The sequence below is a fragment of the Novosphingobium malaysiense genome (assembly GCF_000802225.1).
Taxonomy (GTDB): Bacteria; Pseudomonadota; Alphaproteobacteria; order Sphingomonadales; family Sphingomonadaceae; genus Novosphingobium; species Novosphingobium malaysiense.
Window position 1 is genome coordinate 51,320 of record NZ_JTDI01000001.1, and the last position, 15,100, is coordinate 66,419.

Genomic DNA, 15,100 nt, shown 5'->3' on the forward strand with positions numbered 1-15,100 from the left:
GTTTACAAATTCTCCAGCGGCCGGTCGGACCGGAACCCGAATATGGATTTCAGATAATCCACTACAAAGGCCTCAATTCCATCGGGCCGCTTGCTCAGCACCCAAAGCGTTATGATGGTCAGCAAATACGCCGAAAAGCCCAGGCCCGCAGCTACAGCTGTTTCTACACCAAGGGTAAATCTGTCCATGAAGCTCCCCGAAAATCCAGATACATCCGGGGCCAGGGAATAGGCGACAGCGGCAAGCGCGATCAGGCCAAGAAATATCCTGTGCAGGGGATAGATCTGGCCCCAGACGGACACGCCCGTAATTTGCCTGGCTGCCCTGAGCGTAATGCCCATCGAACAGAAATCGCTGACGGCTTTTGCTGCGATGGCGCCCCATATGCCCCAAAAATAGGCGAAGACGAACGTCAATGGGACCTTTACGCAAAACTCGATAATCGACCTGTAAGCGACCATTTTCAATTTGTATCTCGCGACCGCAAGAGCGGGCAGTGACAGCACGGCGATGCTCGAAAGCGAAGATACAGCCAACGCCGAGACATACATCGAACTCGCAAGCCACTTTTGGCCCAAAAGCGCCTGAATGGCCGGCTTGGAGAGAACCGCCATCCCGATGAGAATGGGGGATATGATAAAGTAATTGCCCGAAAGCGCCTTAACCCAGGCGATGCCCAGCTGCATCTGATTTTGGACGCGAGCGAACAGGTAGCTCAAAGGCCCCGACAGGGCGACCTGAACAGCCTGAAACGGCATTCCGCACAAGTCACCGGCCATGGAATACCGACCGAATGCTTGAGGCGTCAGACGGCTGCCCAGGATGATACGATCGACCTGCCAGTTTATCGCGGCAATGAGCTGTATCAGGGTGTTCCACTTGATTACGTCACTGAACTGCCCCCGCTGAGCCAGGCTCAGTCGCGGCCGGTAGGGTGCCAGGACAAAGGACGTCACCAACATGAAAATCGGCGTGAAGGTCGTGCCAACCACGATTGCCCAATAGCTTTTCGTCATCGCTGCGACCGCCACGAGCAGGATGAAAGAGAGGATCTTCGGCACGGTAATCATGATGAAGTCGGGCCGCATATCCAGCGCACGCGTGTAGTCCGCCATGCGCGGGCTTATGGATCCGCGACACATGGGCGCTATCGCGAGAACCATGATCACCGGGGGAAGGCGCGATTCATGGAAATAGCTGGCCACGGGGAAAGCCAAAGAAATCAGGATTGCAGCAATGAGCGTGGCGCGGATCAAACTGAACGTGAACGCCGTATCGTAATAATCGGGCGTGGGATCGTCCGCTCTCAAGATGGGCTGCGTGACGGGAATATTCGTCACCGCTTCCACGACCACGACGATCGTCATGGCCATGGCCACCAACCCGAAATCGCTTGGCGTCAAGAAGTACGCAAGGATGATCAAGCTGACAAAATCGATGCCACGCGCAAGGATCTTGCCGGTTATCGACCATTTCCCCGCATTGGCCAGCATTGATCCGGAATTCTTTTGCGGATGCATATGCGCACTCACATGTACGTTGACGGCAATCCAAACATTGACCGTCTCAAAAACAATTCACTCGATGCATGATGCATGCAAGGCCATTCACAACACGTGCGGCGTGACGTTCGCCATTATTGGATCGCTGCAACTTCAGCTTCTTGCATTGTCCTCTCGGTCAGGGCGGACATTATCTGTTTTGCCGCGCGCTGCCAGGTGAACTGGCGGGCGCGGTCCCTGCCCTTTGCAGACATTTCGGCAAGCCGCTCCGGATCGTTTTGCAGGGCCTGTATCGAGCGCGTCCATTCCTCCTCGTCCCGCGCATCGCAGTAGCGCGCAGCGTCCCCTCCCACTTCGGGAACGGCGCCGCCGCGAGAGGCCAGAACCGGACATCCACAACTCATCGCTTCGAGTACGGGAAAGCCGAAACCTTCCGTGTGAGACGGAAACAGCAGCAACCTGGCATTGCGGTAAAGAGCGTTGAGTTCCGGATCGCTGACCCTGCCGATGAAGCGGACGTCTTCGGGCAGGTTTGCTTCCTCCAATCCGAAGGCTGCCGCCCCGGCCTGCCCGGCAAGTACCAGCGGAATACTGCGGTCGGCGCGCTTTGTGCAGGCCTCCAGCAGCATGGCAATATTCTTGTGAGGAGCAGCCTGGCTCATTGCGAGGAGATATTTGCCGGGCTCGAGTCCGTGACGCTCGAAAACACCTCCGTCGACCGGCCCGAAGGCTGCATGGTCGGCGCCGTTGGCGATGACCTCGATCCGCCGGCCCTTGGCCAAACCGTGCACTTGCATCCGCCCCCGAGAATGCTCCGAGACCGTTCCCACCTTGCGCGCTCGCCGGGCCAGCCACGGTTGCAAAAGCCTGTAGGTCGCCCGAAATGCCGGAGCATAACTTTCCGGCATGTCGTAGATCTGTGTGTCGTGGATCAGCACGAACTGGTTTTCGCGCAGAACCGGTCCCATGTTGCACAGACTGAGCAATGTCCAGCCAGGGCAGAGAGCGGGGAGAACGAGTTGTTCCCAAGCATAGCCTTTGAAGCGCGAGCGGTGAATCGGAACACTGCTGGGAAAGCGCAGCAATGCGCGTATCGTCCCGTCGTCTGGCGCGTCGGCCGGCACAGCACAGGCGACGTCCAGTCCCTGACCTTGCGCCAAGTCGGCCAATGCCGCCGAAATCTGCCCTGCCGTTCGATCGACCCCGGAAAGGGGGCGAGTCAGAAAGCGGCCATTGATCAGCAGACGAGGAGCGCGGCTACTGCCATGCAGGATTTCGGCGCGCTGCCTCGAGCGCACCCGATCCGGTATTTCCGCCTCGTAGAGCAAGTTACACCTCGCCTTCCGGTTACCGCTGGTCGGCGGAGTTTTCCGCCGGTTCGCGGCTCAGGCTAGGTGCCTGTCTCACAAGAAGAAACAAGGCATCGGGATGACCTCGAAAGGGTTATCCAGCGAACCAGGATTCATTTCGAATATGCCGGGGTCTCTTCCAGCCGCGGTTGGCGTGGAAGGCATATCGCCATGCTACGGCACCGAACGTCGGTACGTCAGTTGGGATTGCCCTGCTCTTCGATCCGCGCCGCGATACTGCGCAACAACTCCGGCAAGTCGGTGCGCATACCGAAAAGTTCATAGAGGTTCATCGTTGCGCCAAGCATGGCAAGTCCGATTGTGTGCCCGGGGACACCAAGTCGGATGAAGCGCGCATAGCCGCTCATCATGGCATCGCTGATATCGCGAAAGTCGCTGAATGTCAGGTTCCCCTGATTGTCCAGAAACAACTCGTGCAGCGTTTCATTCATGCCTCGCGAACGGTCGTGCGAATTTGGCATCGCCTCCTCCATTGCGGGTTTGAGGACGGGCTTAGGAGACATCGCGCCCACCCATCAGAGCGAGCACGGCCTGCGGTTCCTGTGGCAAGCACTGTTTGCGCTCCGGTCTTTGAATCCTCGTACAATCCCACAATGCAACGACCATCCCCGAACTCCCGTCCCGAATTAACATGAATAGCGGTTTTTCGCGCTGCCCCGCCGACAGGGCTGCATTACGCGCGACGGCTGCGGCATCGCCATATCCGACCACGCGGCACTCTGCGCCCGAACCGCAACGGCGCAGCGCTTCCATTGCCCAGCGCCCACTGGGCTTGGTGCTCTCGAACACCATGAAAATGACATCATCCTTCGGCGAGGCCGTTTGGTTGCCGAACGGCAGGACGATGGAAGGCGTTTCCGTCGCAGCAGCAAGTTGCCCTGCGCCCGCTTTGACGTCGCTCGCGGCAGCATCCTCGCCGGAGGAATCGCGCGCCTGCATCGTGCGTGGATCGACACCTACTACAGCCGATCCCACCGGGTTGCGCGCCAGCACGCCGAAAAGCCCCGGCCAACGGTAGAAGATGTGTGGACCGACGCGCGAAACCTGCTGGAGATGCCCACTCCACCACGGCGAAACGTAATCAGCATGATAATGCGTGGCCAGCGACACGTCCCGATCGACAGCGCCGTCAAGCGCTGCCTCCGCGCGCTTGCGCGCCTGCTTCCACGCCCGGGGCCCCGGATGGCGGCTGAAAAGCGAACCATCGCAGGTGAAGGTAAACTGGCATCCGGTCTGCCGCTGGGCACCCTCGAACACTACGCCACAAGCGGTCTTGGGAAAGGCCGGGTGCTTCATTCTGTTCAACACGACCTGGATCACCGCCCGCTGGCCCTTGGGATCGTTCCCGGCTTCGTACCACGCCGCATCCGCCAAGCAGTCGGCAGCCTTGTCCCTCTCTCCGCGCGTTCCTGAAAAGTGGTACGGCGAGACCTTTGCAAGGCTGGCAGGGGGCACCATGACTTTTTCGATTGCCACTCCCGATTCACCGGGCAATGTCTTCTCGCGCGGTGCCGGCTTGTAAAACGCAAGATGTTCCGAGGACCTATGCCGGGTTACGAGGCTGTCGGCGAGGCCGGGTATCGACGGCTGAACGCCACCGGCCAGCAGCCCGCTGCCAGCTAACGCAAACGCGCCCAGCCGATACCGGGTGGACCGGTCTGAAGCTACAGACGCAAGCTTCGAACGAATGGTCTTGACCACTGATCAGCTCCTCGCCTGAACGTTGATCGGATGGGCGGCTTTACCTTCGCTTTGGAAGGGAACGACAGAATTGCCATATGTTTCCCGCGCGAGGCCATGTCGCAAACGAGGTAAACGCCAACTCATCCGGTGTAGCGTCATTTGATGAACCTGGACGTTGCGCCCTGGCCATGACCGAGAAGGCAATTCCTTTGCAGCGGCGAGCCACCATTGCGGCAGAAATCTGCGACGCAAAGGGCCAAAAACTATCGCCCGCGCACGCTTCGCCTGTTGGACCGCTAAAGCGCAGGAAGCACCGATGGTTCCCGTAAATTGCATTCGCGGGTCGCCGCACCCTGAATCTAGACTGTGAAATTTGTCGTCTGGAGGTAGCGGCCAACTTTCTGCTTCCTTATCAGCCTTCGCCAGGGAAGCAGCCACCCGACTTCGAGTCCGCCTCGTGCAGGCTTCCGATTCATCTTCGACCAGTACCTCTCAAGGAACGGGAATTCATCGACCAGCGCCTGGTACGTCCCAGTGAATCGGCCCGGCAGCGTCCCAGGACGCGCGTTCCAAGGTTTTTCACCACCGGTAAAGTGAATGATCGAAGGCTTGACGCGGTCGAACCAGCTCAGGCGCCCGTACCAGGAAACGAAGTTGAACCTTGGCGACAATGGCTCACGTTTCCCTACGCACACGGCATTCAACGCACTTTGATCGTGAAATCTGCATAGGTGCGAGTTGGACCGCATGTATGCGAGCGCCCGATCGGAAATCTCGATCCAATCGTCACGCGATGCAGCGAGGACCCCGGAGTTAAAATAGTCCTTCGGATTATGAATATTCAGCGCCATGAGATAATCTCGGATAGATTGCGCGTATCCACCTTGTTCGCTCCAATTAATGTACGCATGGTCACATGCGGCCAGAATATTTCCTTTGACAGGTTCTGCTTCTATTAATGGGACGATGGAATCGACAATCTGAACGTCCCCATCAATATACACGACTTTCCTATATTTTTCGGGGATCTCGCGACCGACTGCCAAGCGTGCCAGCGCCGATTGGGGGACGTGGGTCGGGTTGTAGGTCGCGTCATGGGGCAATGCGTATGCGGCCGAGGAAAAGTTCCGGAAGGTCACGGCCCATGACGAAAACTCCCTTGCGATCTCGACGGACTCAGTTTCCATGAAATCGACAAGAAATACGATGACATCTGCCCGCCTTCGGACTTCCGGATCGGCAATAATTTGACTGACCGCCACAAGGGTAGGGATCAGGTAACCTCGATCCGTTGTCAGAAAGATGGCCGTCTCTCGGTCAGTTGAGCTCATTTCTCAATCATCCCATATAGAATATTCAAGAAACATGTTTCCGTAAGTCGCAACGACGCAGGCATTCCCCGCGCCACTACGCCATCCAGACTTCCACTCCTGACTTCGTCTTTTTTTGCTATATCGTCCCGGCTGCACCGGATGAGCCGGGGACAGTCTCGCCGCGTCCGGTCAGACGCGCGACGATCCCCGATGCCACGTTGCCAGTCTGTCCGCGCTGGCGTCGCGATGGCCGGAGCGCCAGGGCGGCGCCGGCCAGAATGGCGAAATTGCCTCCGGGATCGGACTTTGGCGATCCCACCGCGGCAGGAATGAGCGACAGGATTGCCGCCACCGACAGCGCCCCGCCGATGTTCCATGCGAGATTGTCGCTATGCGAGAAGGTGGAGGCGCGCATCGGCTTCAAAACCTCGACAAGGTAGCCGATGAACAGGGCCACGCCGAACACGCCGGTCGCCCCCAGGATGGCTGCGAACAGGCTGGAGGACCGGAAACTGCCGGGACCGATGCCGACACCGTAGGAGGTCTTGAACGCCTCCCACCCCTGCAATGCCCAGAACAGACGCTGCTGCCCCGACAAGGAGTCCGACTTGCCTACGGTCATGCCGAACACCATGTCGGAAACGGCGGCACTGAACTGCGGCACAAGGACCATCGTCCCCGCTACGGCAACGGCGAGTATCAGCATCACTATGCCGATCTGGCGCAGCTTGGGTGCGTGCACCGAGGCGGGCAGAAACAGAGCCCGTAGCGTGAAGAAAAGAATGTACCCGGCGAGCCCGACATAAGCAGTGGAAGAGGTGCTGAAAAACAGGACAGCTGCCAATGCGAGCGCTGCCCAACCCGTCGCCCGGGAACGCACGGACCGATACCACAGTTCCGCATTGAGCAGGAACCAGGTGAAGCCGAAGTCGGCGAACGACGACGATTCCGGAAACAGCCCCCTGATCCTGATGAAGCCCTGGTAGGATTGGTCGAGCTGCGCATAATTGCCGTTGCGCATCAGCTCGAAGTATCCATCGAGCGGCGTGCCCTTGGCCAGCGCGACAGCCACGCCCAGGATTACGTGCGTCCAGCCGACCACGATGGCCGTGTTCACGAGCACCGCCACACCGCCGCGATGCCGGCAGACCACATAGGATGCCAGGGCGATCAGCAGGAAGCCGATCATGTAGACGCTTGCCGTAATGTTCTGGGACGTCGGGACGAGCGGTACCGTGTTGAACAAGCCGCCCTCGCCGGTCATGCGCATCGGCGCCACGTCCATCATTCCGGCAAAGATCTTGGGAGCCACGAAAGCACTCGCCACGCCGTAGACGACATAGAGAACCGCCAGCCGATTGGCCGAAATGGCCTCCGCCAGGAACCCGAGGAAGCCTCCCCGCGGCGCAACAATGCGCAAATAGACGAAAAGGATCGCGAACTGGATCGGCGGTATCGACGTTCCGCCGAGAGCCGGGAGCAGCACCGCTGCCGATCCGTCGAAAAGGCCGGATATCATCAGAAACGCAAAAGCGCTGCGCACCGAACCGGCGACCACGATCGCAAGACCGATCGCCAGTTGGATGGCTCCGATGAAGGTGAGTTCCATCGCGGCGTCTTTCCGGGTCAGCCGACCGAAGTCAGTTCGGCAATCTTGGCGTCGAATACTTCGGGCGCGAAGCGCCCTGCCTGCCTTACGGCGTCGTCGGGATCGAAATGTCTCAGGAAATGCTCCATCTCATCCACCGCGGCGACCAGCGACTCCGCGTCCTGGCGGTCAAAGAATACCCCGGTGCGCCCCTCTTCGACGCTGTCGAGAACGCCGCCGCGGCCATAGGCGATAACCGGACGACCCGATGCCATCGCTTCGACGGGAGTGATGCCGAAGTCTTCCTCGGCCGTCATCACGTAGGCCTTGCAGCGGGCATAGGCGCTGCGCAGTTCGTCGAAGTCCATGCGCTCGACAAATTTCACATTGGGCCCCGCCCTGGCGCGCAGCCGCTTCGACATTCCGCCGCTGCCGACCACCAGCAGCGGCAAACCGTTCGCGGTAAAGGCGTCGACCGCGATGTCCGGCCGCTTGTAAGGCACGAGCTGCCCCACCCATAGGTAGAAGTCGCCGCGTTCGCCGGAAGGACGGAACAGAGTCGTTTCCACCGGAGGGTGGACGACGTCTGCCTGCCGGCGCCAGACCTTGTCGATGCGCTGTTGCACGAAACGCGAATTGGCGACGAAACGGTCGACCCGGGCACTGGAGGAAACATCCCAGTTGCGCAGCCGGTGATACATGGTCGGCATCGCGAGGCGCGCAAGCAGATTGGCCTGCGCCTTGTACTGGTGGTAGTGATCCCACAGGTATCGCATCGGCGAGTGGCAATAGCAAAGATGCAGACTGCCAGGCCGGGTTACGATGCCCTTGGCAGGGCCGGATTCACTGCTGATCACGAGATCATAGCCGGATAGATCCAGCTCCTCGAGAGCCATCGGCATCAATGGAAGGTAGTACTGGTAGAGCCGCTTGGACATCGGCAGCTTGTCGATGAAAGTGGTGGTCACCCGCGACCTGTTGATCGTCGCCGACATCCGGCTGGGATCGTATACGTGGGTGAATACGTCAGCGTCGGGATAGAGCCGCAGCAGGCGTTCGATCACGCGTTCGCCCCCGCGCATCGAGACGAGCCAGTAGTGGACGATTGCCACCCGGGGTTTCGAGAACCCCCGCACGGGCCGCTGCCTTGCCAGATCGGGCACGATCAGGTTCATGCGTAATACTTCTGATATTGCTTGTAGTAGAAAGCCGGATCGAGCTTGCCGAAATACGCCCGCTGGCGCAGGTCGACCTGGCTCAAAGCCACGCCGGCGACATGGACCTGATCGGATGGGAGGCGCCGAAGCGCGGCCTTGAGTGCAAATGCCGTTGTCTTGCGCCAGCGCGCCGCCACCACGACTGCGTCAGCCCGCTCCGCCAGCACGCGGGTATAGGCAATGGGCAGCACCGGCGGCAGGTCGAGCACGATCCGGTCGAACTGGGTGCGCAGATTCTCGATCAGATCCTCGAACGGCTTGCCCGTGAGCAAGTGGTCGCCGTCCTCGTCGTCCCCTGCGATAGGCAGTGTCCAGAATACCGTTTCGTTGTCGTTGTGGTCGAAATTCAGCTGGGCAGAGCCGTTCAGGACCTCAAGCAGGCCGGCGCCACGGGACTCCTTCCCGAGCAGGCGGCTGAATCCGCGCCGGCGCAGGTCGCAGTCGATCAGGATTGTGCGCATACCACTGACTGCATAGACGTGCGACAGGCAGCAGGAGATCACGGTCTTGCCCTCGTCCGGCAGGGCCGACGTCACGGCGACAACCTGCGCCTTGCCATTGGTACGCTGGTCGATCGATGCACCAAGCGCCCGGAAGGCCTCGGTAAACACGCCATAGGGCTCGTCCCGCACCGTGGCGATGGCCTTCGAACGACCCGCTCCGCGCGACGGGATCGACGTGAGCAGCGGGATCGAGGCAAGGAAGTGCTGACCGGTGAGATTTTCCACTTCCTCCGGGGTAGTCAAACCCTGGAAGAGCGCTTCGACGATGTAGGCGGCGAGCACCCCGAGGCCCAGGCCGACGACGATCGCCAAGGCAAAGTTCAGCTTGAGATTGGGGCTTACCGGCGCTGAGGGCAGCGAGGCCCAGGACAGCACGCGCGCGTTGGGCCGTTCGCTGCCTTCCGCCGCCAGCAACTGCTTGTAGCTACCGAGATAGGTTTCGTAGATTTCCTGCGATGCCTCGGCATTGCGTTGCAATTCGCTGAGGCCCACCATCGCTTCGTTGTTCTGCGACAGCTTGCCGCGCGCGACACCCAGGGTTGCACTGAGCGATGCAAGTCGCTGGCTGGAAACGTCGGCCTTGGCGCGCAGATTGGAGATCACACGCGCGATCTCCTCGCGAATCTGGTTGCGGACCTGCGACAACTGGCTGCGTACCCGGATCAGCTCGGGGTGGTTGTCGCCATACCGCGAGGAGAGGTTGGCGACCTGCCCAGCAAGCTGCGCTTCCTGGGCACGCAAGTTGGATACGACCGAGGAATTGAGCGCCTCGCCCACGTCATCCCCGTCCGACCCTGAGCGCAACTGCGCCAGCGCCGTGTTGAGCCGCGCCTGATCCTCCGACGCCTGCGCCTTGGCTACCGCGACCTGCTGCTCGTAGTTCGAAATCTCCTGCTCGGTCAGCGAAGTGCCGGAGGTGCTGAGCAAGTTGTTGGCGATGCGATAGTTCTGCAGAGCCTGGGTGTCGGCCTGGGCCTGGTCACGCAGACGCGAAAGCTTGGCTTCGACATCCTTTCGCGTTTTGGAATTCTGGTTCTGCTCAAGCTGCAGTTCCCATTGCGTGTATTCTCGAGCGAATGCGTTGGCGATATTCATCGCCGATGCAGGAGTGTCAGCGTCGTAACTGATGGTGATCGCATAGCTCTCCCCACTACGCTCGGCGCTCACCCGGCTTTGCAGCTGGTCGATCAGCGCCTCACGCTCGGCGGGAGTCCTCTTATCGGTAAGCCCCATCGCCTTTGCGACACGTTCCACCATGTCGCGCGAAGTAATAATTTCGACCTGCGTATCGACGAGTTGGTTGCTGATCGCGGCCCGGCCGGCCTGGGTCGGATCCGCTTGCCCGGCAGCGCTGACGTTGCCTGTAAGCATCACGCGCGCCTGCGCCCGATATGTCTTGGTCATGACCAGCGAACCGATAAGCGCCAGCGCGAGGACTGCCGACATCGTGGCCAGGATCAGGGCCGCATGACGCCTGAAGAAGACCAGCGATCCGTCGAGATCGAGGCGATCGCGACCATTGGAAACGGGGTCTCCGAGCGATGCGATATCCCTGGAACGGGCGTCTGCAGGGACTAAGCTATTGGTGCTCATATCTTTAGCTTTCACTAGCCGTATTTGCGTGGCTGCCGCAGGAGGAAGCCATTACATGACGACGCGCAGCGACAGCGACGCTGCGACGCCGTCGTAACTCCGGCCTCCGAGGCCGCCAGACTGGTGGCGATATCCGACAGAACCGGCGATTCCGAAATTGTCGGTCAAACGATAGCGCGCAGTCAGATCCCCCTCCAAGCGGCGGTCCGTGCGGTTAATGCCGCGATAGTCTTCCACGACATGCGCGCCCCTCGCTTCGAGGATCAGCCGATCGGAGACCGCGTGCTGCGCGGTGAGATTATAGGACGACCGAAAGATCGCGGGAACGTCGCCGCGCGGGCTTGCGTCGACGACGCGTTCCGCACCCGCCGTAAGCTTCCACGTCGGATGCGGGGTCCAGGTTGCCGCGAGATGATAGTCGATCGCGCTGACCGGCTCGAATGTCGGGTCATTGAATTTCTGACGGATATAACCCACAGCCGCTTCCGCGTTGATGCGGCGGGTTACCTCCACATGCGCGCCGGCCAGGACGGCGTAACCCGACGATCCACGCCGCTGCGCGGAAGGTTCCTGGTACGTCAGCTTGTTTCCGGACAACTCCGTGAAGAGCCTGACCCGTTCACTGACCTCGAGATCGATCCGTCCACTGCCGCCGATCCGCTTGACATCGCGGTTGGACAGGTCCCGCGGAACGCCGTTCACCGTCGTATCCTGATAGTCTGTACGACTGGCTTCGGCATTGAGTGTGATGCCGAGACGGTACATCGTGCGCCATACTTTCAGGTGGGCCTGCTTACGATTGAAGATGACGGGGCTGTCGGTCAGGAACTGATCGCCCGCGGTGCCGCGCCGTTCCACACCGCGAATGAACGACACGCCGGATTCGACGTAGATCCATTCACCAAGTTCCAGCAAAGCTTTGCCCCGAAGGTCGGCGGCCGTGCTGTTCTCACCGGTATTGTTGGCGTAGCGACGTATATCCGCGCCGCCGGAGATTTCCATCTGGTGGCGCGAAAAGTCCGATGCGAAGACGAACCGCGGACGCAAGGACAAAACCTCGTCGGACTTCCTTCCGGATTCGACGTTGTAAACGTTCGAATCGTAGGCGCCTTGCACGACCAGTTCCGGATACAACTGGAAGCTCGGCCCCACGTTGATGCCGCCGCCGCGTTCCGGTTCGAAATAGTTGACCGGGGTTTTGGGTTTGGCGTCCTGGGCCGAAGCGACGCGCGGGCTGCTGACGGCGAAAACGAACAATGCCAGCCCCTGCACCCATTTGGACCGCTTCGAACGCCAGCGGCGCCCTGCATGGGCAAGGCGGGACCGATCGCGGCGATGGAAGACAGGCAGGGCCCTTCCGGCAGGCAGCGATGCATCGGCGAGCGCCAGGCGCCCCACGGCGATGATGGCGGCAAGAGTACTCCCTCCGCTCCTTAATCGCGCAATAACCGTCGAGTTGCCCCTTCTCCGCGGCCTCGCGGGCTGGTCAAACCTTACCGAAAGGGGTAGAGAGCTATCCATTGTGAGTATATCCGTCGCCATCATGACAGAGCTTGAGCCAAGATCTTCGACACGCCCCTGCCGAAGGCGCAGCTTCTCGCGCGGTTTGGTGTTCGCGCTCCCCGCGGCCATCCTCTTGTGGGCATTGGCCTTCTGGCTCATCTGAGTCCCCCAGGTCCGCTGCATCAGCAAGAACCTCTGGCGAGCAGCACCGCGGGAACTGTCATGAACAGGATGCGCATGTCCAGCGCATATGACCGCGACCTGACGTAAAGGACATCAGCGGCAACGCGGCGTCGATAGGAAACACTGCTGCGTCCGGAAACCTGCCAAAGCCCGGTGAGGCCGGGCTTTACGCTCATGTAATGGTCCGCAAAGCGGCCATAGCGCTTGAGTTCCTCACGGACGATGGGCCGCGGACCAACCAAGGACATGCTGCCGGCCAGCACGTTGAAGAGTTGCATCAACTCATCGAGGCTCGTGTGGCGAAGGAACCGCCCAACGCGCGTCACGCGCGGGTCATTCGCAAGCTTGAAATCGCGCAGCCATTCCTCCCGAAGTACCGGATCCTTGGCCAGCAACTGGTCCAGGCGCCGTTCGGCCCCGGTGCACATCGACCTGAACTTCAGACAGCCATAGGACTTGCCCCCGAGGCCGACGCGGCGGTGCGAATATATCGGCGGCCCGGGATCGGTTACGACGATAAGCAGGGTGATCAGCAACAGCACCGGCATCAACAAGACGATCAGGCTGGCGCTGACGACGATGTCGATCAGGCGTCGTGTGTCGAATCGTTGCTGCACGACCGGCGACGCCGGTTTCGGGGCTTTGAGGATGACACTGCGTTCAGCCTCACTTGCAGCCGACGAAGCGAACGGCCGTTCCGCCAGTCCGCTATGCGTTTGCTTCAAATCGAGTTTAAGGCGATGCATCGTATAAGGCTACCGCAAGGGTTGAGGAATGGACTTACCGGCCTCCGAAAGCGAAGACCGAACGTGCCCTGACGATTTCCCAGATTGGCTCTCATCTCAACCGGGCATTGGATGTATCGGCGGCTCATTCGGATGGGTAGGCAGCAATTAATGGCCGCCCCCCATTCCCCCCCTCTGGATAATTTCTTGCCTTCACAGAGGCTCTTACTGTGATGTCTGACGGGTGCGCAGATCACCCGATTCGATTTTTCCGAATCCCTGCGACAAGGAGGACGGCAATGAATGGCAGGAAGGGAAACAAGAGCATGATACGTTCTCGCACGGTCGCAGCCGCGCTCGCCGCGGCACTGCTGCTGCCACTCCCGGCCAATGCAGGCGCGCCCACCATCAGCGTTAGCGAAGCCAACAGCGAACTTACCGACGGCTACCGGCTGGCCACGGGCGACAAGCTGAAAGTCACGGTCTTCGACGAACCCACCCTTTCGGGCGAGTACGAGGTCGGGGTCGATGGCGATCTCGCCCTTCCGCTGCTGGATCCCATTCCCGCTGCCGGCAAGACGCCCAAGGCGCTAGCCACGATCATCGCGGACAAGCTCGAAAGCGGCGAATACGTGCTGGTGCCGCGGGTATCCGTAGAGATTATCGAGCACCGCCCCTTCTACATTCTCGGCGAGGTCAACAAACCCGGACAATATGCCTACAGCGGTGAGATCACTTTCGAGCAGGCGGTAGCCCAGGCAGGCGGATTCACCGCGCGTGCGAACAAGGGCACGATCTACCTGCGCCGCCAGGACTGGGGATCGAAACGACGGGTAAAGCTGGAAGGTCAACCGCTCAAGCTGGCGCCGGGTGACACGATCGAAGTGCGCGAAGCCTTTTTCTAAGCCCAGCGCGTTCCACTACTGGACTCCGGAGTCCCGATTTGGGACAACGGAGCCATGCACTTAATGTCAATTAACAAAGTTGATTCATCCCCCGAAATGCACGATGCTCTCTTCAAACATCAATTAGTTCGAGTCGCATAATTCACAGGGATCATCGATTCCTGGTGCCCACAGGAATTAAAGGGGGGCGACGATGTTTAAGAGTGTTTGTCTGGTTTGTGAAAATGACCTTGAGCGTCAAGGACTTTATCATTTCTTAAAATCAGAAGAATTCGACGTAATCTGTTCAGCGTCAGGTCTGGACGACATTCCTGATTCGCTGTCTGGTGATTCATTTCTGGCAGTCATTGACGTGCCGGATATAGAACAACAGCGCGGTGCCGTAGAAGATCTGAAACAGATCGCACCGAATGCAGTGACCGTCATCCTGACGGAGAATTTCGACGTCGATGCGATGGTCGGTTGCTTCCAGTCCGGCGCTCGCGGTTATATCGTTAAGTCGAAGCGCTCCGAACCGCTGATGATCGCGCTTCGCCTCGTCGCGCTGGGTGAAATGTTCATCCCTCCCAACCTAGCCGAAGCGCTGAACCAGCGCCCCCAGTTGGGCTCTTCCAGCTTCTCGGTCGAGAAGGAAAAGACCAATCCGGCCCCCGAACTGTCGCCGCGCGAACACGACGTTCTGTGCTGCCTGATGGCCGGATATCCCAACAAGTCGATTGCCCGACAGCTCGACGTTTGCGAAGCCACCGTGAAAGTTCACGTCAAGGCGATCCTTCGCAAGCTGAAGGTGCGCAACCGGACCCAAGCGGCCATCTGGGCCAGCTCCAACGGTATACACGACACGCGGTTGGCTTGCTGAAGGACCTCTTCGGCAATACGTACCAGGCAAACCGACATCAAACACCGCGGGCGGCCGGATGATTTCCGGCCGCCCGTTCTATTTCCCGGCGCCTGTCGATCTGGCGCGAGGCTACGTGGGGGCCATCCGATCCAGACGGCATGGCGCCCTTCCATG

At 60.0% G+C, this 15,100-nt stretch carries 12 protein-coding genes; 2 read left to right on the forward strand and 10 right to left on the reverse strand.

Annotated features, from left to right (window positions below; all coding sequences use genetic code 11):
* Nucleotides 1-2 precede the first annotated feature (2 nt).
* The 10 genes from LK12_RS00175 to LK12_RS00225 all read right to left on the reverse strand — a co-directional run bounded on the left by LK12_RS00175 (nt 3) and on the right by LK12_RS00225 (nt 13,072).
* On the reverse strand, nt 3-1,532 hold the full coding sequence (locus LK12_RS00175; RefSeq protein ID WP_156135331.1) for an oligosaccharide flippase family protein: 1,530 nt from the start codon (nt 1,530-1,532) through the stop codon (nt 3-5).
* A gap of 104 nt (nt 1,533-1,636) precedes the next feature.
* Nucleotides 1,637-2,470 (reverse strand): glycosyltransferase family 4 protein, encoded by an 834-nt coding sequence (locus tag LK12_RS00180; protein WP_156135332.1) that lies wholly within the window; start codon nt 2,468-2,470, stop codon nt 1,637-1,639.
* 578 nt (nt 2,471-3,048) lie between these two features.
* The gene (locus LK12_RS00185; protein WP_156135333.1) at nt 3,049-3,384 is read right to left on the reverse strand and encodes a hypothetical protein; all 336 of its coding nucleotides are present in this window, start codon (nt 3,382-3,384) and stop codon (nt 3,049-3,051) included.
* A complete protein-coding gene (locus LK12_RS00190; RefSeq protein WP_156135334.1) occupies nt 3,365-4,348 on the reverse strand; it encodes a cell wall hydrolase in 984 nt (327 codons plus the stop codon). Before LK12_RS00190 ends, LK12_RS00185 begins: the two co-directional genes overlap by 20 nt.
* Nucleotides 4,349-4,914: 566 nt before the next feature.
* Nucleotides 4,915-5,886: a glycosyltransferase family 8 protein gene (locus tag LK12_RS00195; RefSeq protein WP_039277984.1), complete on the reverse strand. Its 972-nt coding sequence runs from the start codon at nt 5,884-5,886 to the stop codon at nt 4,915-4,917.
* Between the two features lie 118 nt (nt 5,887-6,004).
* Nucleotides 6,005-7,477 (reverse strand): hypothetical protein, encoded by a 1,473-nt coding sequence (locus LK12_RS00200; RefSeq protein ID WP_039277987.1) that lies wholly within the window; start codon nt 7,475-7,477, stop codon nt 6,005-6,007.
* 17 nt (nt 7,478-7,494) lie between these two features.
* Nucleotides 7,495-8,631, reverse strand: coding sequence for a glycosyltransferase (locus tag LK12_RS00205; protein ID WP_052223035.1), 1,137 nt, complete (start codon nt 8,629-8,631; stop codon nt 7,495-7,497).
* Complete coding sequence (locus tag LK12_RS00210) at nt 8,628-10,769, reverse strand: GumC family protein (RefSeq protein ID WP_039277990.1); 2,142 nt, start codon at nt 10,767-10,769, stop codon at nt 8,628-8,630. Before LK12_RS00210 ends, LK12_RS00205 begins: the two co-directional genes overlap by 4 nt.
* A gap of 51 nt (nt 10,770-10,820) precedes the next feature.
* On the reverse strand, nt 10,821-12,431 hold the full coding sequence (locus LK12_RS00215; RefSeq protein WP_197063419.1) for an outer membrane beta-barrel protein: 1,611 nt from the start codon (nt 12,429-12,431) through the stop codon (nt 10,821-10,823).
* Nucleotides 12,432-12,454: 23 nt separating this feature from the next.
* A complete protein-coding gene (locus tag LK12_RS00225; protein ID WP_039279909.1) occupies nt 12,455-13,072 on the reverse strand; it encodes a sugar transferase in 618 nt (205 codons plus the stop codon).
* A gap of 434 nt (nt 13,073-13,506) precedes the next feature.
* Between LK12_RS00225 and LK12_RS00230 the strand changes: the two genes are divergently transcribed.
* Both LK12_RS00230 and LK12_RS00235 read left to right on the forward strand, forming a co-directional pair.
* Nucleotides 13,507-14,085 (forward strand): polysaccharide biosynthesis/export family protein, encoded by a 579-nt coding sequence (locus tag LK12_RS00230; protein ID WP_052223158.1) that lies wholly within the window; start codon nt 13,507-13,509, stop codon nt 14,083-14,085.
* Nucleotides 14,086-14,278: 193 nt separating this feature from the next.
* Nucleotides 14,279-14,944 carry a LuxR C-terminal-related transcriptional regulator gene (locus tag LK12_RS00235; RefSeq protein ID WP_039277997.1) on the forward strand — a complete coding sequence of 222 codons (666 nt, stop codon included), beginning with the start codon at nt 14,279-14,281 and terminating at the stop codon, nt 14,942-14,944.
* Nucleotides 14,945-15,100 lie beyond the last annotated feature (156 nt).

What these genes read in the sequence shown, in the direction of transcription:
- LK12_RS00230 (WP_052223158.1), top strand. Translation starts at nt 13,507, where the DNA reads ATGATACGTTCTCGCACGGTCGCAGCCGCGCTCGCCGCGGCACTGCTG.
- LK12_RS00200 (WP_039277987.1), bottom strand. Translation starts at nt 7,477, where the DNA reads ATGGAACTCACCTTCATCGGAGCCATCCAACTGGCGATCGGTCTTGCG.
- LK12_RS00210 (WP_039277990.1), bottom strand. Translation starts at nt 10,769, where the DNA reads ATGAGCACCAATAGCTTAGTCCCTGCAGACGCCCGTTCCAGGGATATC.
- LK12_RS00180 (WP_156135332.1), bottom strand. Translation starts at nt 2,470, where the DNA reads ATGGGACCGGTTCTGCGCGAAAACCAGTTCGTGCTGATCCACGACACA.
- LK12_RS00195 (WP_039277984.1), bottom strand. Translation starts at nt 5,886, where the DNA reads ATGAGCTCAACTGACCGAGAGACGGCCATCTTTCTGACAACGGATCGA.
- LK12_RS00205 (WP_052223035.1), bottom strand. Translation starts at nt 8,631, where the DNA reads ATGAACCTGATCGTGCCCGATCTGGCAAGGCAGCGGCCCGTGCGGGGG.
- LK12_RS00235 (WP_039277997.1), top strand. Translation starts at nt 14,279, where the DNA reads ATGTTTAAGAGTGTTTGTCTGGTTTGTGAAAATGACCTTGAGCGTCAA.
- LK12_RS00215 (WP_197063419.1), bottom strand. Translation starts at nt 12,431, where the DNA reads ATGAGCCAGAAGGCCAATGCCCACAAGAGGATGGCCGCGGGGAGCGCG.